Source organism: Pelagibacterium sp. H642 (genome assembly GCF_031202855.1).
In the GTDB taxonomy this organism is placed as follows: domain Bacteria; phylum Pseudomonadota; class Alphaproteobacteria; order Rhizobiales; family Devosiaceae; genus Pelagibacterium.
On record NZ_CP101829.1, the window covers coordinates 2,785,652 to 2,805,641 of the forward strand.

General features: G+C 61.7%; 18 protein-coding genes. 13 read left to right on the forward strand and 5 right to left on the reverse strand.

The genetic code is table 11. From position 1 onward, the window contains the following. The first annotated feature begins 15 nt into the window (after nt 1-15). Complete coding sequence (locus NO934_RS13705) at nt 16-1,194, forward strand: NAD(P)/FAD-dependent oxidoreductase (RefSeq protein WP_309160527.1); 1,179 nt, start codon at nt 16-18, stop codon at nt 1,192-1,194. Here NO934_RS13705 and NO934_RS13710 read toward each other — a convergent pair. Then, on the reverse strand, nt 1,191-1,409 hold the full coding sequence (locus tag NO934_RS13710) for a hypothetical protein (RefSeq protein WP_309160528.1): 219 nt from the start codon (nt 1,407-1,409) through the stop codon (nt 1,191-1,193). The two genes, NO934_RS13705 and NO934_RS13710, sit on opposite strands and share 4 nt — an antisense overlap. 323 nt (nt 1,410-1,732) lie before the next feature. On the opposite strand from NO934_RS13710, the gene NO934_RS13715 reads away from it, so the two are divergent. Then, nucleotides 1,733-3,016, forward strand: coding sequence for a PRC-barrel domain-containing protein (locus tag NO934_RS13715; protein WP_309160529.1), 1,284 nt, complete (start codon nt 1,733-1,735; stop codon nt 3,014-3,016). A 127-nt stretch (nt 3,017-3,143) separates the two neighbouring features. After that, the gene (locus NO934_RS13720) at nt 3,144-3,368 is read left to right on the forward strand and encodes a hypothetical protein (RefSeq protein ID WP_309160530.1); all 225 of its coding nucleotides are present in this window, start codon (nt 3,144-3,146) and stop codon (nt 3,366-3,368) included. A gap of 74 nt (nt 3,369-3,442) precedes the next feature. On the opposite strand, the gene NO934_RS13725 is transcribed toward NO934_RS13720, so the two are convergent. From NO934_RS13725 to NO934_RS13740, 4 genes are all read right to left on the reverse strand, one after another. Beyond that, nucleotides 3,443-3,877 (reverse strand): hypothetical protein, encoded by a 435-nt coding sequence (locus NO934_RS13725; RefSeq protein WP_309160531.1) that lies wholly within the window; start codon nt 3,875-3,877, stop codon nt 3,443-3,445. 10 nt (nt 3,878-3,887) lie between these two features. Beyond that, nucleotides 3,888-4,250, reverse strand: coding sequence for a hypothetical protein (locus NO934_RS13730; RefSeq protein WP_309160532.1), 363 nt, complete (start codon nt 4,248-4,250; stop codon nt 3,888-3,890). A 109-nt stretch (nt 4,251-4,359) separates the two neighbouring features. Then, the gene (locus NO934_RS13735; protein ID WP_309160533.1) at nt 4,360-4,914 is read right to left on the reverse strand and encodes a sigma-70 family RNA polymerase sigma factor; all 555 of its coding nucleotides are present in this window, start codon (nt 4,912-4,914) and stop codon (nt 4,360-4,362) included. Between the two features lie 11 nt (nt 4,915-4,925). After that, on the reverse strand, nt 4,926-5,138 hold the full coding sequence (locus NO934_RS13740) for a NepR family anti-sigma factor (RefSeq protein ID WP_309160534.1): 213 nt from the start codon (nt 5,136-5,138) through the stop codon (nt 4,926-4,928). Nucleotides 5,139-5,295: 157 nt separating this feature from the next. Between NO934_RS13740 and NO934_RS13745 the strand changes: the two genes are divergently transcribed. The 10 genes from NO934_RS13745 (at nt 5,296) to NO934_RS13790 (ending at nt 19,980) form a co-directional block, all read left to right on the forward strand. Continuing rightward, complete coding sequence (locus tag NO934_RS13745) at nt 5,296-6,093, forward strand: response regulator (protein WP_309160535.1); 798 nt, start codon at nt 5,296-5,298, stop codon at nt 6,091-6,093. A 76-nt stretch (nt 6,094-6,169) separates the two neighbouring features. After that, a complete protein-coding gene (locus tag NO934_RS13750) occupies nt 6,170-6,337 on the forward strand; it encodes a DUF1328 domain-containing protein (protein ID WP_309160536.1) in 168 nt (55 codons plus the stop codon). Nucleotides 6,338-6,424: 87 nt separating this feature from the next. Further along, nucleotides 6,425-7,432: an HWE histidine kinase domain-containing protein gene (locus NO934_RS13755; RefSeq protein ID WP_309160537.1), complete on the forward strand. Its 1,008-nt coding sequence runs from the start codon at nt 6,425-6,427 to the stop codon at nt 7,430-7,432. Nucleotides 7,433-7,810: 378 nt separating this feature from the next. Beyond that, nucleotides 7,811-10,279, forward strand: a complete 2,469-nt coding sequence (locus tag NO934_RS13760; protein WP_309160538.1) for a glycogen/starch/alpha-glucan phosphorylase — start codon at nt 7,811-7,813, stop codon at nt 10,277-10,279. Between the two features lie 89 nt (nt 10,280-10,368). Beyond that, nucleotides 10,369-12,570: a 1,4-alpha-glucan branching protein GlgB gene (gene glgB / locus NO934_RS13765; RefSeq protein ID WP_309160539.1), complete on the forward strand. Its 2,202-nt coding sequence runs from the start codon at nt 10,369-10,371 to the stop codon at nt 12,568-12,570. Between the two features lie 63 nt (nt 12,571-12,633). Then, entirely contained in the window at nt 12,634-13,905 is a 1,272-nt protein-coding gene (gene glgC, locus NO934_RS13770; protein WP_309160540.1) for a glucose-1-phosphate adenylyltransferase, read from the forward strand. Continuing rightward, on the forward strand, nt 13,905-15,338 hold the full coding sequence (gene glgA, locus NO934_RS13775; protein ID WP_309163733.1) for a glycogen synthase GlgA: 1,434 nt from the start codon (nt 13,905-13,907) through the stop codon (nt 15,336-15,338). Before glgC ends, glgA begins: the two co-directional genes overlap by 1 nt. A gap of 4 nt (nt 15,339-15,342) precedes the next feature. Next, nucleotides 15,343-16,974, forward strand: coding sequence for an alpha-D-glucose phosphate-specific phosphoglucomutase (locus tag NO934_RS13780; protein ID WP_309160541.1), 1,632 nt, complete (start codon nt 15,343-15,345; stop codon nt 16,972-16,974). Between the two features lie 14 nt (nt 16,975-16,988). Continuing rightward, nucleotides 16,989-19,007, forward strand: a complete 2,019-nt coding sequence (gene glgX, locus NO934_RS13785; protein ID WP_309160542.1) for a glycogen debranching protein GlgX — start codon at nt 16,989-16,991, stop codon at nt 19,005-19,007. Nucleotides 19,008-19,185: 178 nt separating this feature from the next. Continuing rightward, nucleotides 19,186-19,980 (forward strand): hypothetical protein, encoded by a 795-nt coding sequence (locus NO934_RS13790; protein WP_309160543.1) that lies wholly within the window; start codon nt 19,186-19,188, stop codon nt 19,978-19,980. Nucleotides 19,981-19,990 lie beyond the last annotated feature (10 nt).

The following is a 19,990-nucleotide window of genomic DNA, read 5'->3' on the forward strand; positions in this document are numbered from 1 at the left end:
AGTTTGGAGCAGGCCATGCGGACGTTCGACGTGCTGGTGATCGGAGCGGGCGCCGCGGGCATGATGTGCGCGGCCACGGCAGGCCAGCGCGGGCGCTCCGTCCTGGTGGTCGACCATGCGGAAGCAGCGGGAAAGAAGATCCGCATTTCGGGGGGAGGGCGGTGCAATTTCACCAATCTCCACACTGCTCCACAGAGCTTTCTTTCCGGCAACCCGAAATTTGCGATCTCCGCGCTCAAGCGCTACCGGCCGGCAGATTTCATCGCCCTGGTGGAGCGCTACGGGATCGCCTATCACGAAAAGACTCTCGGTCAGCTCTTTTGCGACGGCTCCGCACAGCAGATCATCGACATGCTGCTGGCGGAGATGGGCAAGGGGAGCGCGACGCTGGCGCTGCAAACGAGCGTCGAGGCGATAGAACCGGGTGCCGACGGTTTCCGCGTCCGGCTCACCAGCGGTCTGGTATTTGCCCGCTCGCTGGTCGTCGCGACGGGCGGCAAATCCATCCCCAAGATGGGAGCCACCGGCTTTGCCTATAAGGTGGCCGAGCAGTTCGGCGTACCGGTCACCGAAACGCGTCCCGCCCTGGTGCCGCTGACCTTCGAGCCGAAGATGCTGGAGAGCCTGCGCCCTTTGGCGGGTGTTTCGCTGGACGCAAATGTGCGCTCGGGCAAGACAAGCTTCAGGGAAGGCCTGCTCTTTACCCATCGCGGATTGAGCGGCCCTTCCATCCTGCAGATTTCCTCCTATTGGCGGGAGGGCGAGCCGATCACGGTCGATCTGGCTCCGGCAATCGATATCGAGCAGTGGATATCGGAGGCGCGGATAAGAAGCGGGCGGCAGTCCGTGGTCACCACGCTTGCGGAAATCCTGCCGCGCCGGGTGGCCGAGCTCGTTGTTGCCGAAGCGAGGCTATCGGGCAATCTCGCCGATCTCGATCGCAAGGCCATGGCGCGGTTGATTGCCGGCGTCTCGGCCTGGCAGGTAAAGCCCGTCGGCACCGAGGGGTACAGGACAGCAGAGGTGACGCTTGGCGGGATCGATACCACGGCCCTGCAATCGTCGGACATGCAGGTCAAGTCGGTGCCGGGCCTGTATTTCATCGGCGAGGCCGTGGACGTCACCGGCTGGCTGGGCGGGTATAATTTCCAATGGGCCTGGGCATCGGGACGCGCTGCGGGACTCGCGATTTAGCTGCGGGCGAAGACCGGATAGGTGTGGCCGGCAATGTTGGCGAGATGCAGTTGGGCGCTCGAGGGCGACAGATGGCTCGAGGCAAAGGCGTAGCCTGCGACCGCCAAGGCGATGATCGCCACCCAGCCGATGACGAAGCCTCGCCTGTTGTAGCCTTTGATCGGGGCCGTGGAGGCCGAGTAGGCTGAACGGCGGGGAAGGGCTGAAAGGCTCATGAGCATCACTCCGCAAAGCATGCCCCCAACGACAATATTCTTGCTTTCCGAATGTGCCGGCTCAAAGGCGCAAACGTGCCGACGCGGTGGCATTGCTGACACATTTTCAGCCGGTGCCGTGCGAAGGCACAGTCTTAAGTAACGGCCAAAGGCCCGATAACGTTCCGAAGCCCCGGATTCTGGGGATTTTCGTTTCTCCAGCGGAACCAAGCAGACAAGGTGGCGTTCTCAGGCCATGACGGCCGGAGTGCCGATCGGTGCAGAGGTTTTGCATCGCGGTTCTGGCCCGAGAACTTGAAACAAGCGATTTCAGGAGAAACCTTATGTATCGCAAGCTTCTTGCCTCGACCGCGCTGGCCCTGGTCGTCACCGGCGGCGCGTATGCCCAGGAGATGGCACCGGCCGATCCGGCCGCGGCCCCTGCAGATCCCATGATGGAAACCCCGGCAGCCCCCGCCGAAGCTCCCGAGCAGGAGCTGGTGACGGCTGAGGAAACCGGCATCAACGCCGATGGCTGGCTGGCTACCGAAATCATCGGTGAAACCATCTACAACTCCACCGGTGATGACGCCGAAGCGATCGGTGACGTCAACGACTTCGTTCTCGACCAGAACGGCGAAATCGGTGCCGTCGTGGTCGGCGTCGGCGGTTTCCTCGGCATCGGACAGAAGAACGTCGCCATCAATTGGGATGAGCTTGAGCTTGCCCAGGATATGGACGGCAACAACCGTCTCGTCGCTGCCATGACCCGCGAGCAGCTCGAGGCGGCCGCCGAATTCAACCGCGAAGAATGGCTCGCCAGCGAATCCAACAATGCCGATGCTGCGGCTCCCGCCGGCGATGCAATGGCCCCGGCCGCTCCGGCTGGTGACGCGATGGCCCCTGCGGCTCCCGCCGGCGACGCGATGGCGCCCGCCGCTCCCGCTGGTGATGCCATGGCTCCTGCCGAGGAAGCGCCGGCTGAGGACGCTGCTGCGACTGAGGAAGCCCCGGCTGACGATGCCGCCGCGACCGAGGAAGCCCCGGCCGATGATGCCGCTGCGACCGAGGAAGCCCCGGCTGATGCCGCCGCTGCCGGTGCTGCTGGTGGCGCTGCCGCTGGTGCTGCCGCCGCCGCCGCGACCGAAGAAGCTCCGGCGGATGATGCCGCTGCGGCCGAAGAAGCTCCCGCCGATGCCGCCGCGACCGAGGAAGCTCCGGCCGATGATGCCGCTGCGACCGAGGAAGCCCCGGCTGACGATGCCGCTGCGGCGCCGGCCATGGACTTCGACAGCTTCGAGCAGGTCGCTGCTGCCGATATTTCGGCCGACGAACTCACCGGCACTGCCGTTTATGGCGCTGGCGATGAGGAGATCGGCTCGATCGGAGATATCCTGCTCTCCGAGGACGGCCAGGTTGAAGCCGTGATTATCGACTTCGGCGGCTTCCTGGGCATCGCCACCAAGCCGGTTGCCGTGTCCTTCGAGAACCTTTCGTTCCTGCGGGATGAAAACGGCGGCTTGCTGCTCCGCACTTCACTGACCGCCGAGCAGCTCGAGGCGGCTCCCGAATACAACGAGGAGGCCTACACCACCTCCCCGGAAGAAAACACGCTGATCGTCGAATAAGACGTTTCAGACCATCGATGAAAGGGCCGGCATCCAAGCCGGCCCTTTTGTCATGGGCGCCACTCTCCGCGTTATGCTGCGGAACGCAGACGATGCGGTGGGCATTGCTCTATAAAGGAGTAATGCCATGAGCGAGGACAGGAACGTTTCCGTTTATTTCAATGCCGGTGCCATCGCCCGCACCCCCAGCGAGATCGCCAATGACCCGACCTTGTCGAACGCGCGCAAGATCGAATTGCTCAAGAGCATGAAGGAGCATCATGCGGCTCCCGAGGACAGGGGGGTGCTGCGGGATGCCGATCTTGAACTCGAGAAGCTTCTCGAACTCAACTCCCTTGCCCACGAACACTGAGCAGGGCGTTGTCACGAAAATGGGGCCGATCCTTTGGGACCGGCCCCATATCTGTGTAACGAGATGGCTTTTTCTCACTCGTCTTCGTCGTCGTGACCTGTCGTGCTGAGATACCAGCCTGCCGCCAGGGCCGCGATGGCTGGAAGAAGGAGCGGTCCACGGACGCGCGACACGATGCGGATGGCCGTGGTCGCAAGCGAGACCGATGAGGCGAGCAGGGCCGTGTTGGCCGCCGCTCGCTGGTTCTCGCGCTTTTTCTTGCGGCCCCGGCCGATGGCGATCGCCAGCGCGATGCCGGCAATGGCGAGGAACCCGGCGCCCATCAGCAGGGCTGCCGCCAAGGTGCTGGTCACTTCGGCCAGCCAGATATAGAGGGCCGCCACGAGAAAGCCCGCCCCCGTCAGGCCGACCAGGGCGATTGCGGCATAAAGAACCACGGACTGTCCCACCGAACGAACAGCGGTGCTCGCCCGGTTTGCCGCCGCGGCAAAAGGTGCGGTCAGCGCCATGGCGCTGCTCCTAAAGGATCTTCGAAAGGACGTATCCGATGCCGGCAGCGACCAGCACCGAGGAAATCGGCTTTTCGCGGATGATCGACTTGAGTTCGCTTTCGGCAGACTCAAAGCTGTCCTGCACGGTTTCGATCGCTTCTTCGCCCTGCTGTTCGACGCGACGGCGAATGCGGCGGGCTTCCGACTTGGCCTCGTTGGTCCGGTATTTGACGATATCACCCAGCGTCGCGGTTATCGCCGCCACGTCCTCGCGGAGAGCAGCGATTTCGGCGTCGAGATCCTTGGCCGGATCGCGAGCATCCTTGATCTGGTCGGAGAGCTTTTCGGTTTCGGAGGTGGTACGGGCAGTGGATGATGCGGCGCGGGCCATTGAATGGCCTCCCATGTTTGCGTTGAACCCGTACCCTAACGTAAAGCAAAAAAAGAAGTTCCGGAGCCATAGCCCCGGAACCTTTCGATTTCTTCTATATCAGATGCGGTCAGGCGGCGCTGGAGGAGGTGAGGTTCATAACGCCCACCGCCACCGCGTCGGGACCGAATTCACCATCGCCCTCGAGCTTGAGGATCGTGGCGAGCTGGGTGCGGGCGCGGCTCACGCGGCTCTTGATGGTGCCCACCGCGCAATCACAGATTTCGGCGGCTTCCTCGTAGGAAAAGCCGGACGCGCCGACCAGGATCAGAGCTTCGCGCTGATCTTCGGGGAGTTGGTTGACCGCCTTCTTGAAGTCTTCCATGTCCAGCTTGCCGACCTGCTCGGGATGGCTCGAAAGCCGTTCGGCCATTGCCCCTTCGGGATCGGCAACCTCACGCTTGCGCTTTCGCATCTGGCTATAGAATTCATTGCGCAGAATGGTGAAGAGCCAACCTTTGAGGTTGGTGCCCGGGGTGAAGGACGAGCGCTTGTCCCAGGCGCGGACCAGCGTTTCCTGAACCAGGTCGTCAGCCTTGTCGGCCGCGCCGACCAGAGACATGGCGAAGGCACGCAGATTGGGGATGACAGCGAGAAGTTCGGCGCGGAAATCGTATTCAGCCATTTTTCCGCTCCTTATTTCGACTTCGATTTGTCTTCGTCTTCTCCGAGCTTGCCAAGCAACTCCAGAAGACGATCCGGCACGGGCTCGGCGACGACGTCGTCGTAGAGCTCACGCAGCTTCAGGCCGATGAAGGCCTGGGAATCCGCACTGAGGCTGGGCTTGGACGTTTCGGGCGCGTCGTCTTCCTGATCCCTGGCCATATCTTTACTGCTGAGTTGCGTCACGTTTTACCCCACAAAGCGTCAGAAGTTATTGGCCCCGGAAACGTCAGGCAGCAAAAAAAGTTCCAATGGGCGGGGAACTTTTTGCGTAAGGTGCCGTTAACCGGCGATTGTCGTTGCCTGCGCGTTCTGTCAGGTGACTATGCGAGGGAGCCTACCTATGAATCTTGCTGAGTTGATTGCGCCGCACATTCCTTATCTGAGACGTTTTGCGCGCTCATTGACCGGTAGCCAATCCAGCGGCGATGCCTATGTTTCAGCCACGCTCGAAGCGCTCGTTGCGGATCGATCCATTTTTCCGACCAATCTCGACTCCAAAGTCGCTCTTTACAAAGTCTTTTCCCAGCTCTGGCGTTCCGTCGATATTAACCTCAGCGAGTTGCCTCCGGCAGCCGATGCCTGGGAAGAACAGGCGCGCCGCAGCCTTCGGGCCATCGCTCCGTTGCCGCGCCAGGCCTTCCTTCTCGTCGCTGTCGAACGCTTTTCCAACGAGGAAGGCGCGGAAATCCTTGGGGTAGGCGAAGCCGAATTCGCCGAACTGATCGAAACCGCTTCGGTGGAGATGGCCCAGCAGGTCGCCACCAGCGTGCTCATCATCGAAGACGAGCCGCTGATCGCTATGGACATCGAGCAGATGGTTGAATCGCTCGGCCATACGGTGACCGGGGTGGCGCGGACGCACAAGGAAGCCATCGAACTCTTCAACCAGCGCCGTCCCGGCCTGGTGCTTGCAGATATCCAGCTTGCCGATGGCAGCTCGGGTATCGATGCGGTCAACGACATGCTGCGTTCCGCCAGCGTTCCGGTGATCTTCATCACGGCCTTCCCCGAGCGGCTTCTCACGGGCGAACGCCCGGAACCTGCCTTCCTCGTCACCAAGCCTTTCCAGCCCGACATGGTCAAGGCCCTGGTCAGCCAGGTGTTGTTCTTCTCCGAGCAGATGGAGCAGGCGGCATAAATCGATAACGTATCGGAACCGCCGCCGCTCCGGGGCCGTTCTCCCTTTCGATCAAGTACTTATGGGAGTTCGCGCCATGCTGGGATGGGCACTTGCATTTCTGGTCATCGCCATTATTGCCGGAATCCTCGGATTCGGCGGAATAGCAGGGGCGGCGTCGTCCATCGCGCAGATTCTATTCTTTGTTTTTCTCATCGCAATGGTTATTGGTTTGGTCATGGGCCTCGCGCGGAGGGCACGCTGAATAGGGTCCCTTGCATTGAGGCTATGGAACCGCAATTGCGCAGTTCGAGCGGGGCTCGTGGAACACACAGATAATCATGCGTCACCTATGAAGGGCCAGGAAAACGGAAAGTCGGGCGGGGGCAATCTTGAAGGCTCCCGCCGCTTTGCCTTCGCCATGCGCGCGCTGAGCCGCACGCCCGTTTCCCTGAGCTACCAGAACCGGGACCTGCTCTATGAGTGGGTGGAAAACCTGCCGCGCGGCATTGAAGCCGTTGATGTCCTGGGCCATTCCGACGCCGATTTCCTGCCTCGCCTTGCCGCCGAACGGCTGCGCGCAACCAAACTGCATGTCATTGAAACGCGGGACCCGCAGCGCTTCGAACTGCCGGTCAATATTGCCGGTGAAGTGCGCTGGTTCGATATCTGGGTCGATCCCGACATCGATTCCAGCGGATCGGCGATGGGGGTCTATTCCACCATCATCGATATCAGCGCCCAGAAGCGGCGCGAAGTTCAACTCAAGAACCTGCTGCGCGAGGTAAGCCACCGTTCGCGCAATCTTCTTGCCATCGTGCTTTCGCTGGCCTCGCAGACGGCTCGCAGCTCGGCCTCCATTCCCGCTTTTGTCACCGCCTTTTCCGGCCGGCTGCAGGCCATCGCCCGGGCGCAGGATCTGGTCACCGACCGTGATTGGCAGGGGGCCCTTTTGAGCGATCTGATTTCGCGCCAGATCGCGCTGTTTCACCGCGACAATGCCTTGCCCGTGGAACTGAGCGGAGACGATCTCGTCGTGTCTCCCAATGCCGCGCTCTATCTCGGTCTCGCCATCCACGAACTTGCCGCCAACGCGGTGCGCAATGGGCAATTGTCTCCTGAGAGCGGGTCCATACAGGTGGGCTTCAGCCTTCACCCTCGCAGCGATGGCGGACGCAATCTCGTGGTCACCTGGAACGAACGGGTGGGCAACAGCCATGCGGCCGAACAGGTCGAGCCGTTGACGCGCAAGTTTCTCGAAAGCGTCGTTCCGCTGGCCGTCGACGGTACGGGCGAACTGGCTGTCAGCCAGCGCGGCGTCGATTACACGCTGCGCATAGACGGCGCTCACATTACCTGAGGACACCCCGGAAATAAGGAAAGGCCGGAATGCCGTGGGCATCCGACCTTTCGGTAGCGAAACGCTTGGGGGAAACGCTTCGCATGGCCGTTAAATGCGGGGGGCGTACTTTGGTTCCGGCGCGCCACAAAAAAAGAGGATCGCCGGGCAGCAATCCTCTTTAGGGTCAGGGCTTGGCACGATGAAGGTAGGGGCGCCTCCATCGGCTGCATATAAAACGTGGTGGCGAGCGCGAGGTTCCCCGCCTTTGCATTTTTTTGTTTCTTCATACTGGAGGTGCATGCTTCCCATTCCTCGTAAAGGCTGGAAAGCGGCCGACGCTCGTGCAACACTCCGCTTCTCTGAGGGGAGGAACAGACATGAACCATGGGTTGCGACATGCCGCAAAAACCGATCGTTTACGACGCTCCCACGCCTCAGCCTCGTGCCACTGATCCGGAAACCCTGCGCAACGAAATTCTGGAGAAGCTGACCTATTCGGTCGGCAAGGACCCGATCGTCGCGCGCAATACCGATTGGCTCACCGCCACCATTCTCACGGTGCGGGACCGGATCATCGATCAGTGGATGGAATCCAGCCGCGACACCTGGCGCACCTCGAAAAAGCGGGTGTACTACCTCAGCCTCGAATTCCTGATCGGGCGGCTGATGCGCGATGCCATCTCCAATCTGGGGATGATGGACGCGGTGCGCGAAGCGCTCTCCTCGTTCAACGTGGATATCGACGAGCTGATCGAGCGCGAGCCCGATGCGGCGTTGGGCAATGGCGGACTGGGGCGCCTCGCGGCCTGTTTCCTGGAATCGATGTCGACGCTCAATGTGCCCGCCCATGGCTATGGCATTCGCTATGTCCACGGGCTGTTCCGCCAGGAAATGAGCGACGGCTGGCAGGTCGAACTGCCGGAAAACTGGCTCGCCCATGGCAATCCCTGGGAGTTCGAACGCCGCGAAAGCTCCTATGAGATCGGTTTCGGCGGATATGTGGAACCGGTGCAGCAGCCCGATGGCAGCGTGCGGCAGGTCTGGCATCCCGCCGAGCATCTCAACGCCGTCGCTTTCGATACGCCGGTGGTGGGCTGGCGCGGGGCGCGGGTCAATACGCTGCGCCTCTGGAGTGCGCAGCCTATCGATCCGATCCTGCTCGACCGGTTCAATTCGGGCGACCATATCGGCGCATTGGAAGAAAGCGCCAAGGCGGGAGCCATCACCCGTGTGCTCTATCCCGCCGATTCCAACCCGGCCGGCCAGGAGCTGCGCCTGCGTCAGGAGTTTTTCTTCTCCTCGGCCTCGCTGCAGGACATCGTCCGGCGCCATCTTCAGCAATATGGCGACCTGGGTTCGCTTCCCGACAAGGTGGCCATCCAGCTCAACGATACCCATCCGGCAATTTCGATCGCCGAGATGATGCGCATCCTGATGGATGTGCAGGGGCTGGGGTGGGATCAGGCGTGGAATCTCACCCGGCGGACTTTCGCCTACACCAATCACACGCTGTTGCCCGAAGCCCTGGAAACCTGGCCGGTGGCGCTGCTCGAACGCCTTCTGCCGCGCCAGATGCAGATCGCCTACGCCATCAATGCCATGGTGCTGGAGGAGGCGCGTGAAAAGGGCCTCGAAGACAGCCGCATCGCCGCGATCTCGCTGATCGACGAGAATGGTGGCCGGCGCCTGCGCATGGGTCAGCTCGCCTTTGTGGGCTCGCATTCGATCAATGGCGTTTCGGCGCTTCATACCGAGCTCATGAAGCAGACCGTTTTTGCCGATCTCCACAAACTCTATCCCGAGCGGATCAACAACAAGACCAATGGGGTGACGCCGCGCCGCTGGCTGATGCAGTGCAACCCTGGCCTCACGCGATTGATCGCGGACCGAATCGGGGGCGATTTCCGCGATGACATCGAGCAGGTGATCAAGCTCGATGCGCATGCGGAAGACAAGTCGTTCCAGGACCAGTTTGCCGTGGTCAAGCGCAAGAACAAGGAGCGGCTCGCGTCGCTGATCAAGGAGCGGATGGGCATTACGGTGTCGCCCGATGCCCTGTTCGACATTCAGATCAAGCGCATCCATGAGTACAAGCGCCAGCTTCTCAACGTCATGGAGGCGGTCGCGCAGTACAACCAGATCCGCGCCCATCCCGAACGGCGCTGGGTGCCGCGGGTCAAGGTTTTCGCCGGCAAGGCGGCGCCGAGCTATTGGAACGCCAAGCTGATCATCAAGCTCATCAACGATGTCGCCAAGGTCATCAATAACGACCCGGCGGTGCGGGGGCTTTTGAAGGTCGTTTTCCTGCCCAATTACAACGTGTCGCTGGCCGAGACGATCATTCCAGCCGCCGATCTTTCCGAGCAGATTTCGACGGCCGGCATGGAAGCGTCGGGCACCGGCAACATGAAGTTCGCGCTCAACGGCGCCATCACCATCGGCACGATGGATGGAGCGAATGTGGAAATGCGGGAACGGCTGGGGCCGGAGAACATCGTGATCTTCGGGCTCACCGCCGACGAGGTCAACGACATCCGCAGCCAGAACCGCTCGCCGCGCGAGCTGATCGAAGCCAGCCAGGCGCTGCGCGAAGTGATCGAGGCGATCGGGTCGGGCGTGTTTTCGCCCGACGATCGCGGGCGGTATCGTCATCTCATGGACGGGCTCTACGATCACGACTGGTTCATGGTGGCGCGCGATTTCGATGCCTACTGTGCTGCCCAGCGCCAGGTCGACGGCTATTGGAGCGATCGGCGGGTGTGGAACGCCATGGCGATCAGGAACACGGCGCGCATGGCGTGGTTTTCCTCGGATCGCACGATCCGCGAATATGCCGACCAGATCTGGGGAGCCTCGCATACGTGATCGCATGATGGCGACATGCGCGGAACACCGGCGGCTCTGGCGGGTTTCATTACAACAGATGCGCCAGCATCAACGGGGGAGAAGTTAATTTGGCAAAGAAGACGTCCGGTTGGCACACCGACCCGCAGCAGATCGCCCGAATTGTTGGTGGTCAGCACGATGACCCTTTCGGGATACTGGGTCTGCACGAGGTCGAAGGAGCGTGGGTCGCCCGGACCTTTATCCCCTATGCCGAGACGCTGGAGGCGCGCACGCTGAGCGGCAAGGCCGCCGGTACGCTCGAAAACCGTGACGCGGCGGGCTTTTTCGAGGGCGTGGTCGATATCGACCGGCGCCAGCCGCTTGTCTACCGTGCCGCCAATGCCGGCGGTGAATGGGAGGTGATCGATCCCTATTCCTTTGGTCCGGTGCTCGGGCCGATGGACGATTACTATATCGGGGAAGGCTCGCACCTGCGTCTGTTCGACAAGCTGGGCGCCCATTTCATGGAATTCGAAGGCGTCCAGGGCACGCATTTCGCCGTTTGGGCTCCCAACGCGCGGCGAGTGTCGGTCACCGGCTCGTTCAACGAATGGGACGGACGACGCCACCCCATGCGCCGGCGGATGGAAACCGGTATTTGGGAAATCTTCATCCCGGCGGCCCAGCCCGGCGCGCAGTACAAATACGAGATCATCGGCAGGGACGGAAATCTGCTGCCGCTCAAGGCCGACCCTTACGCCCAGCAATCGGAGCTGCGCCCCAAGACGGCATCGGTCGTTGCCGATCCTACGCCGTTCACCTGGACCGACGCTGACTATATGGAAGCGCGCAAATCGCGCGATTACCGGCGCGAGCCCATGAGCGTCTATGAAGTGCATCTGGGCTCGTGGCGCAAGCGGCCCGATGGCGGGTTTCTGAGCTACGATCAACTCGCCGAGCAGCTCGTGCCCTATGCGGCCGACATGGGCTTTACCCATCTCGAGCTTCTGCCCGTTACCGAGCACCCCTACGATCCGAGCTGGGGCTATCAGCCGACCGGACTTTATGCGCCCACCGCCCGTTTCGGCGACCCGGCCGGGTTTGCCCGCTTCGTCGATGCGGCGCATGCGGTGGGGCTGGGGGTCATCATGGATTGGGTTCCGGCCCATTTCCCCACCGACGAACACGGGCTCGCCAAGTTCGACGGCACCGCGCTCTATGAACATGACGATCCGCGCCAGGGCTATCACCCGGACTGGAACACGGCGATCTACAATTTCGGTCGCAAGGAAGTTTCGAGCTTTCTCACCAATAACGCGCTCTATTGGCTGGAAAAGTTCCACATCGATGGCCTGCGGGTCGATGCGGTGGCGTCGATGCTCTACCTCGATTATTCCCGCCAGCCGGGCCAGTGGGTGCCCAACCAGCATGGCGGCAACGAGAATATCGAGGCGATCGCTTTCCTCCAGCGGGTCAACGCCGAAACCTACGGCCAGCATCCGGGAACCTTCACAATGGCGGAGGAATCGACGAGCTGGAGCGGGGTGACCGCTCCGACATATGCCAAGGGCCTCGGCTTCGGGTTCAAGTGGAACATGGGCTTCATGAACGACACGCTGCGCTACATGCGCCGCGACCCCATCCACCGGCGCTTCCATCACAACGACCTCACCTTCGGGCTGCTCTACGCCTTCTCGGAGAATTTCGTCCTGCCGCTCAGTCATGACGAGGTGGTGCACGGCAAGCGCTCGCTGCTCTCGAAGATGCCGGGGGACGACTGGCAGAAATTTGCAAACTTGCGAGCCTATTACGCGTTCATGTGGGGCTATCCGGGCAAGAAGCTGCTGTTCATGGGCCAGGAATTCGCCCAGCGCGAGGAGTGGAACGAGGCTCATGCGCTCGATTGGTGGCTTCTCGACGCTCCGGCGCATGAGGGGATCAGGCGTCTGGTGGCCGATCTCAATGCCGTATACCGCGAGCTTCCCGCGCTCCACGCACGCGATTGCGAGCCGGAGGGGTTCGAATGGATCATCGCGAGCGATCAGGCCAATTCCATACTGGCCTGGGTACGCAAGGCGCCCGACGCCGAGCCGGTCGTGGTCATCACCAATCTCACCCCCGTGCCGCGTGAAAACTATCGTCTGCCCATGCCGGCCGCCGGCCGCTGGATCGAGCGCATCAACACCGATGCGAGCTGGTATGCAGGTTCAAATATCGGCAATCAGGGTGTTGTAAACGCAACGACGGGCAATGAATTCGGTTATCCCGCCACCGCGGAGATCGTTCTGCCGCCGCTCTCGACCCTGATCCTGCAATTCGAGCCGGGATAAGGCGATCGAAAACAATAAATCACCGACCGGAAGACCAACCGGACGGGTACAAAGGAGAGGAACATGGTCGACCGTAAGAACCCGGCACCGCTCGCGCGTGACGCCATGGCCTATGTCCTGGCCGGTGGTCGGGGAACGCGCCTCATGGAATTGACGGACCGGCGCGCCAAGCCGGCGGTCTATTTCGGCGGCAAGTCGCGCATCATAGATTTTGCGCTCTCGAACGCCATCAATTCCGGCATCCGCCGGCTGTCGGTGGCCACCCAATATCAGGCCCACAGCCTGATCCGCCACCTGCAGCGCGGCTGGAACTTCCTGCGCACCGAGCGTAACGAAAGCTTCGACATCTTGCCGGCGAGCCAGCGCGTCAAGGAAGACATGTGGTATGCCGGCACCGCCGATGCGGTTTATCAGAACATGGACATCATCGAGGATCAGGGCGCCAAATATATCGTCGTCCTTGCCGGCGACCATGTCTACAAGATGGACTACGAGATCATGCTGCGCCAGCACGTGGATACCGGCGCGGACGTGACGGTCGGGTGCCTGGAAGTGCCCTCGAGCGAGGCGTCGGCCTTCGGCGTGATGCATGTGGACGGGCGCGACCGCATCGTCGAATTCATGGAAAAGCCCAAGGAACCGCCTTCGATCCCGGACAAGCCGGGGATTTCGCTCGCTTCGATGGGCATCTATGTCTTTGAAACCAAGTTCCTCATGGACCAGTTGCGCCGCGACGCGGCCACCGAAGGCTCGAGCCGGGATTTCGGCAAGGACATCATCCCCTATATCGTTACGAACGGCACTGCCTGGGCGCACCGCTTCCCGCGCTCCTGCGTGCGCTCCGAGCATGAGGAAGTCTCCTATTGGAGGGATGTCGGCACCATCGATGCCTATTGGGAGGCCAATGTCGACCTTACCGACATCACGCCCCAACTCGACCTTTACGACCGTGAATGGCCGATCTGGACCCATGCCGAGATCACCCCGCCGGCCAAGTTCGTCCACGATATCGAGGGCCGGCGCGGGCAGGCCATCTCGTCGCTGGTTTCGGGCGATTGCATCGTCTCGGGCGCCCAGCTCCGCCGCACGCTGCTTTCGACCGGCGCGCGGGTTAACTCCTATTCCGAGCTGCACGAAGCGGTGATCCTGCCGCACTGCACGATCGGGCGCGGCGTCAGGCTCAACAAGGTCGTGGTCGATGCCCGTGTGGAGATTCCCGAAGGACTGGTCGTGGGCGAAGATCCCGAATTCGACGCCAGATGGTTCAACCGGACGGCCAATGGCGTCACCCTCATCACCCAGCCCATGATCAACCGATATCTCGCCTCCAAATGATGGACATCCTTTCCGTCGCCTCGGAAATCTACCCCCTGGTCAAGACCGGTGGGCTGGCCGATGTGGCCGGGGCCCTGCCGGCTGCACTGGCCGAGCACGACATCGCCATGCGCACGCTGGTTCCCGGCTATCCGCAAATTATCGGCTCGATCAAGCGCGGGCGCACCGTGGCCAATTTCGACGATCTTTTCGGTGGACCGGCGGCCCTTATCGCGGCGCGCGTGGCGGGCCTCGATCTTATCGTCCTCGATGCCCCCCATCTTTATGATCGATCCGGCGGCATCTATGTCGATCAGTCCGGGCTCGATTGGCCCGACAATTGGCAGCGCTTTGCGGCCCTGTCCTGGGTTGCGGCCGAGCTTGCCAAGGGGTTGGTGGAAGGATATCGCCCGGCCATCATTCACGCCCACGACTGGCAGGCGGCGATGGCGGCTGCCTATGTCGCCTTTGGCCGGGACACGCGCACCAGGGTGGTGCTCACCATCCACAACATCGCCTTCCAGGGGCAGTTCGGCGCAGAGATATTTCCCCATCTCAGGCTGCCCGACGAAGCCTTCGCGATGACGGGCGTCGAATATTACGGCGGGGTGGGGTTTCTGAAGGGTGGTTTGCGCTGCGCCCATGCCATCACCACAGTCAGCCCCACCTATGCGCGGGAAATCCGCTCGCCCGAATTCGGCATGGGGTTGGACGGGCTGCTCAACGAACGCAGCCACGATCTTTACGGAATTCTCAACGGCATCGATATATCGGCCTGGAACCCGCAGACCGACCCCGAACTTGCCGCCAACTATGCCGCGGCCAATACGCGCAAGCGCGAACTCAATCGCCAGGCCCTGGTCGAACGGTTCGGTCTCGAGGCCGATCAGGGGCCGATCTTCGGGCTCGTGTCCCGGCTCACCTGGCAGAAGGGCATCGATCTGGTTGCCGAAAACGCCGACTGGATCATCGAGCTGGGCGGCAAGCTTGCCATTCTCGGCTCTGGCGATGGCCATCTCGAAGATGCCGTGGCCGTTGCCGCGGCGCGCCATCCGGGGCGGATCGGCTTCGTTCGTGGCTATGATGAATCGCTTTCCCATCTCGTTCAGGGCGGTGCCGACGTTATTCTGGTGCCCTCGCGGTTCGAGCCGTGCGGGCTGACCCAGCTTTATGGATTGCGCTATGGCGCCATTCCGCTGGTTTCCCGCGTCGGCGGGCTTGCCGATACCGTGATCGATGCCAACGAGGCCGCCGTCGAGGCGGGCGTCGCCACGGGGTTGCAGTTTTCGCCGGTCGACGGGCCGAACCTGGGGGAGGCGATCTCTCGTGCCGTATCGCTATATCAGCGTCCCGACATATGGGCACGCATGCAGCGCAAGGGTATGAAGACCGACGTTTCCTGGGCCAACAGCGCCAGCAAATATGCCGGACTTTATCAAAAGATATTGGGATAATGCAGTGACCATCAAAACCATCGCCACCACGCCGTTTTCGGACCAGAAGCCCGGCACCTCGGGGCTGCGCAAGCGTGTCACGCATTTCCAGCAGCCCAATTACGTGGAAAATTTCATCCAGTCGCTGTTCGACAGCCTGCCGGGCAAGGAAGGGCAGACGCTGGTGATCGGTGGCGACGGGCGCTACTTCAACGATACCGTGATCCAGATCGCCATCCGCATGGCCGCCGCCAATGGCCTGGGCAAAGTGATCGTGGGGCAGGGCGGCATCCTGTCCACGCCCGGCGCATCCCATATCATCCGCCACTACAAGGCCTTTGGCGGCATCGTGCTCTCGGCCAGCCACAATCCCGGCGGGCCGGATGGCGATTTCGGCATCAAATACAATGCCTCGAACGGTGGCCCGGCGCCCGAAAAGATCACTGACGCAGTCTTTGCGCGTTCGCTTGAAATCACTGAGTACAAATCCGTCGATACTCCCGATATCGACCTCTCCCGCCTTGGCACTCTGGATGTCGCGGACATGGAAGTCGAGGTGATCGACCCGGTCGCAGATTATGCGGCGCTGATGGAGACGCTGTTCGATTTCGATGCCATTGCGCAGATGTTCCGCTCCGGCTTTTCCATGCGTTTCGATGCCATGCATGCGGTGACCGGCCCCTATGCCAAGGCGATCATCGAGGGCCGGTTGGGCGCGCCCGAAGGCACCGTCATCAATGCCACCCCGCTGCCCGATTTCGGCGGTGGGCATCCCGACCCCAACCTGGTCCATGCCAAGGACCTTCACGATCTGCTGATGGGCCCCGATGCTCCCGATTTCGGGGCGGCATCGGACGGGGACGGGGACCGTAACCTCATCATCGGACGCAACCGGTTCGTAACGCCTTCGGATTCGCTGGCCATTCTGGCGGCAAACGCCCATCTGGCGCCGGGATATTCTCGCGGCCTGGCGGGCATCGCCCGTTCCATGCCCACCAGCGCCGCAGCCGATCGTGTGGCTCAGCGCCTCGGCATCGAAATGCATGAAACGCCAACGGGCTGGAAGTTCTTCGGCAATCTGCTCGATGCCGGGCGCGTCACTATTTGCGGCGAGGAAAGCGCCGGCACCGGCTCGGACCATGTGCGCGAAAAGGACGGTCTCTGGGCGGTGCTGCTCTGGCTCAACATCCTGGCCGTGCGCAAGCAGAGCGTAGACGAGATCGTGCGCGCCCATTGGGCCACCTATGGGCGCAATTACTATTCGCGCCATGACTATGAGGAAGTCGATGCCGATGCCGCCAAGGCGCTGATGACCGATCTGCGCGCCAAGCTGCCGCAGATCGAGGCGAATGGGCTGGGTGGCCGCGAGGTGATCCTCGCCGATGACTTTGCCTATAACGATCCGGTGGACGGCTCGACCGCCACGGGTCAGGGAATTCGCATCGGCTTTGCCGACGGATCGCGCATCGTCTTCCGGCTTTCGGGAACCGGAACGGTTGGCGCGACTTTACGCGTCTATATCGAACGGTACGAACCTGCCGACGGAACGCATGACAGGGATACCCAGGAAGCGCTTGCCGACCTGATTGCCCTGGCCGATGCTGTCGCCGAGATCAAGTCCCGCACCGGCCGCGATGCGCCCACAGTCATCACCTGACGGATTATCGGCAAATGTCCCAAAAAACCTCGCCTGCCTCGCCGGCTGCCCTTGGAGCAACGGTGACCGATACCGGTGTGAGTTTCGGTGTCTATTCCGAAACAGCCGAAAAGATCTGGGTCTGCCTTTTCGACGACCAGGACGAGGAGACCGACAGGATCGAGTTGAGCCGGGGCGAGGGCAATGTCTGGTCCACCCATGTCGATGGACTTGCCGCCAACGCCAGCTACGGCCTGCGGGCCGATGGACGTTACGACCCCGCCCAGGGGTATTATTTCGACCCCAACAAGCTGCTGGTCGATCCCTATGCCCGCCGCATCGATCGCACCTTCGTGCGCAGCCCCAAGCTGCGGCTGCCGCGCGCCGAGAGCGTCGATACGGCGCCGCTGGTGCCCAAGGCCATGGTGCAGGATATCGTTCGCGCACCCGAATGGAAGCAGGATACCGACCGGCCGCATCTGATCTATGAACTCAATGTCCGCCCCTTCACCATGCGTCACCCTTCGGTGCAGGGGCCGCTTCGCGGCACGGTCGCGGGCATGACCACGGGGTTCGTCATCGATCACCTCAAACATATCGGCGTCGATGTGGTCGAACTCATGCCCATTGCCGGCTGGATGGATGACGGGCATCTGCCGCCGCTCGGCCTCACCAATGTCTGGGGCTACAATCCGATCACCTATTTCGCGACCGACCCGCGCATCATCCCGCGCGGGCCCCAATCGCTGCGCCACATGATCGAGACCTATCGTGAAGCCGGCATCCGCGTCGTCCTCGATGTGGTCTACAACCACACCGGCGAAGGCGATTCCCAGGGCCCGGTGATCTCCATGAAGGGGCTGGATGCCCGCACATATTATCGCCATGTGGAAGCTGACGGCGAATTGCATCTGGTCAACGACTCGGGGACGGGCAACACGCTGCAATGCGACCACCCTGCCGTTCAGAACCTGGTCATCGATAGCCTCAGATATTGGGTCACAGAGTTCGGGGTGGCCGGTTTCCGCTTCGATCTTGCCACGGTCCTGGGCCGTTCACGCGACGGCTTTTCTTCTGACGCCGAACTGCTCGAGCGCATGAGGACCGATGACATCCTCAAGGATTGCCTTTTGATCGCCGAACCGTGGGATCCCGGGCCGGGCGGATATCACGTTGGCAGTTTCGGCGAGCCGTTTCTTGAGTGGAACGATCGCTATCGCGACGAAGTTCGCAAATTCTGGAGGGGCGAAGATGGTATGATCGGGGCCTTGGCGGGCAAGCTCGCCGGATCGGCCGATCAATTCAATCATGACGGGCGCAAGCCCTCCGCCGGCGTCAATTTCCTGGCGGCGCATGACGGCTTTACCCTCGCCGACCTCGTGTCGTACGAGAACAAGCACAACGAGGCCAATGGCGAAGACAACCGCGACGGCCATAACGCCAATTATTCCTGGAACAATGGAGCCGAAGGCCCAACCGAGGATCAGGCGGTCATCACCGCCCGCCGCAATGACGTGCGCGCCCTTTTGGCAACGCTGTTCGTGTCGCACGGTTCACTTATGTTAACGGCAGGCGACGAGTTCGGCCGCACCCAGGGCGGCAACAACAATGCTTATGCCCAGGATAACGAGATCACCTGGCTCGATTGGGAAAATGCAGACGGAGACCTTGTCAACTTCGTGGCGGCATTGAGCGAAATTCGCCGCAACCATCCCGCGCTGCGCAGCGACCGTTTCCTGACCGGCGAAGAAAAGAATGGCTTCAAGGACGTCATGTGGTTGCGTCCCGATGGCGCCGAAATGGCGCAAGAGGACTGGAATCGCCCCGATTTCTCGGTTTTGGGCATGTTCCTGCACGAAGAGGGCGAAGTGCTTCTCGTCTGGTTCAACCGGCTTCGTGAAGATGTCGAAGTGAAGCTTCCAGCCGAAGAAAGCCTTGATTTCGAGCTCGTGCTCGTCTCGTCCATCGATGCGGAAGTCGTTATCGACAAGCAAAGCCTGACATTGCCGCCGCGCAGCGTCGTGGTGCTCGCCCACACGAACGGAAAGTCCTGACATTTTCTGTACGAGTTTGTTTACCAATGGGAATAATCACAGGAAACCGCCGACATAGTTAGTCCATTTTGACTATGGTTGGCGGCCGCCTCCAGCATGAGCATCGGGTGTATGCACCCGGGCTCCTACGCGCCTTCAGTTCGCTGAAGGAGCGATTTGTACAATGCAGGAGGTAACGATGTACAAATTTACTGGCATATCGATCGCGGCCTTCGTCGCGGCAGCTCTTTCGGTCACGCCCGCATGGGCCCAACTCGATCTCGATCTCGGCATTGTCGATGCCGAGGTGGATCTCGATACCAGCGATGGTCTTGATCTCGATACCGACGTCAACGTGCTTGGCGATGACGGTGTGGACCTTGACGCCGATGCCAATGTCGGCGGCGGAGGACGGCTCGTTGATGCCGATGTCGACGCCAATGTCGGTGGCGATGGAGGGCTCGACGCTGACGTCGATGCCACCGTCGGCGGCGACAGCCTGGTGGACGCCGACGTTGACGTTGGTTTGGGCGGAGGCGGCGGCGGTAACGGCGATGGAGACGGCGACGGCGACGGTGACGGTGATGGCGACGGAAACGGAAACGGCAATGGCGGTGGCGGCAACGGCGGAGGCAATGGCGGTGGCGGCGGCAATGGCGGCGGTGCCATAGGCGGCGGCAACGGCGGAGGAGGCGGTGGAGCGGGCACGGCAGGTGTTTCCTGCGTGGGCAGCAACACCGAGCTGTTCGGTCAACTCGCCTCGATCAACTATTCCACGCGGGCCGTCTCCAACTGGGCGAGCGCCGGAAATGTTCAGTTCATCCCCATCTCGCTTTGCCCGGGTCTCGACGGCCAGCTTGGTTCAGGGCTTCTTGCCCAGGTCGCGCCGTCGATCCCGGCGCTGCAATCGGCACTGGCCCAATCGTCCTACTCTGCGACCGACATCCTCGGCATCGTCCAGACTGGGCAGACGCTCAACGTCTATGTGGACTAAAAGCCGGCGG

Excerpts from the sequence above, each read along its gene's own strand:
- NO934_RS13705 (WP_309160527.1), top strand. The coding sequence starts at position 16 with ATGCGGACGTTCGACGTGCTGGTGATCGGAGCGGGCGCCGCGGGCATG.
- NO934_RS13710 (WP_309160528.1), bottom strand. The coding sequence starts at position 1,409 with ATGAGCCTTTCAGCCCTTCCCCGCCGTTCAGCCTACTCGGCCTCCACG.
- NO934_RS13715 (WP_309160529.1), top strand. The coding sequence starts at position 1,733 with ATGTATCGCAAGCTTCTTGCCTCGACCGCGCTGGCCCTGGTCGTCACC.
- NO934_RS13720 (WP_309160530.1), top strand. The coding sequence starts at position 3,144 with ATGAGCGAGGACAGGAACGTTTCCGTTTATTTCAATGCCGGTGCCATC.
- NO934_RS13725 (WP_309160531.1), bottom strand. The coding sequence starts at position 3,877 with ATGGCGCTGACCGCACCTTTTGCCGCGGCGGCAAACCGGGCGAGCACC.
- NO934_RS13730 (WP_309160532.1), bottom strand. The coding sequence starts at position 4,250 with ATGGCCCGCGCCGCATCATCCACTGCCCGTACCACCTCCGAAACCGAA.
- NO934_RS13735 (WP_309160533.1), bottom strand. The coding sequence starts at position 4,914 with ATGGCTGAATACGATTTCCGCGCCGAACTTCTCGCTGTCATCCCCAAT.
- NO934_RS13745 (WP_309160535.1), top strand. The coding sequence starts at position 5,296 with ATGAATCTTGCTGAGTTGATTGCGCCGCACATTCCTTATCTGAGACGT.
- NO934_RS13750 (WP_309160536.1), top strand. The coding sequence starts at position 6,170 with ATGCTGGGATGGGCACTTGCATTTCTGGTCATCGCCATTATTGCCGGA.
- NO934_RS13755 (WP_309160537.1), top strand. The coding sequence starts at position 6,425 with ATGAAGGGCCAGGAAAACGGAAAGTCGGGCGGGGGCAATCTTGAAGGC.
- NO934_RS13760 (WP_309160538.1), top strand. The coding sequence starts at position 7,811 with ATGCCGCAAAAACCGATCGTTTACGACGCTCCCACGCCTCAGCCTCGT.
- glgC (WP_309160540.1), top strand. The coding sequence starts at position 12,634 with ATGGTCGACCGTAAGAACCCGGCACCGCTCGCGCGTGACGCCATGGCC.
- glgA (WP_309163733.1), top strand. The coding sequence starts at position 13,905 with ATGGACATCCTTTCCGTCGCCTCGGAAATCTACCCCCTGGTCAAGACC.
- glgX (WP_309160542.1), top strand. The coding sequence starts at position 16,989 with ATGTCCCAAAAAACCTCGCCTGCCTCGCCGGCTGCCCTTGGAGCAACG.
- NO934_RS13790 (WP_309160543.1), top strand. The coding sequence starts at position 19,186 with ATGTACAAATTTACTGGCATATCGATCGCGGCCTTCGTCGCGGCAGCT.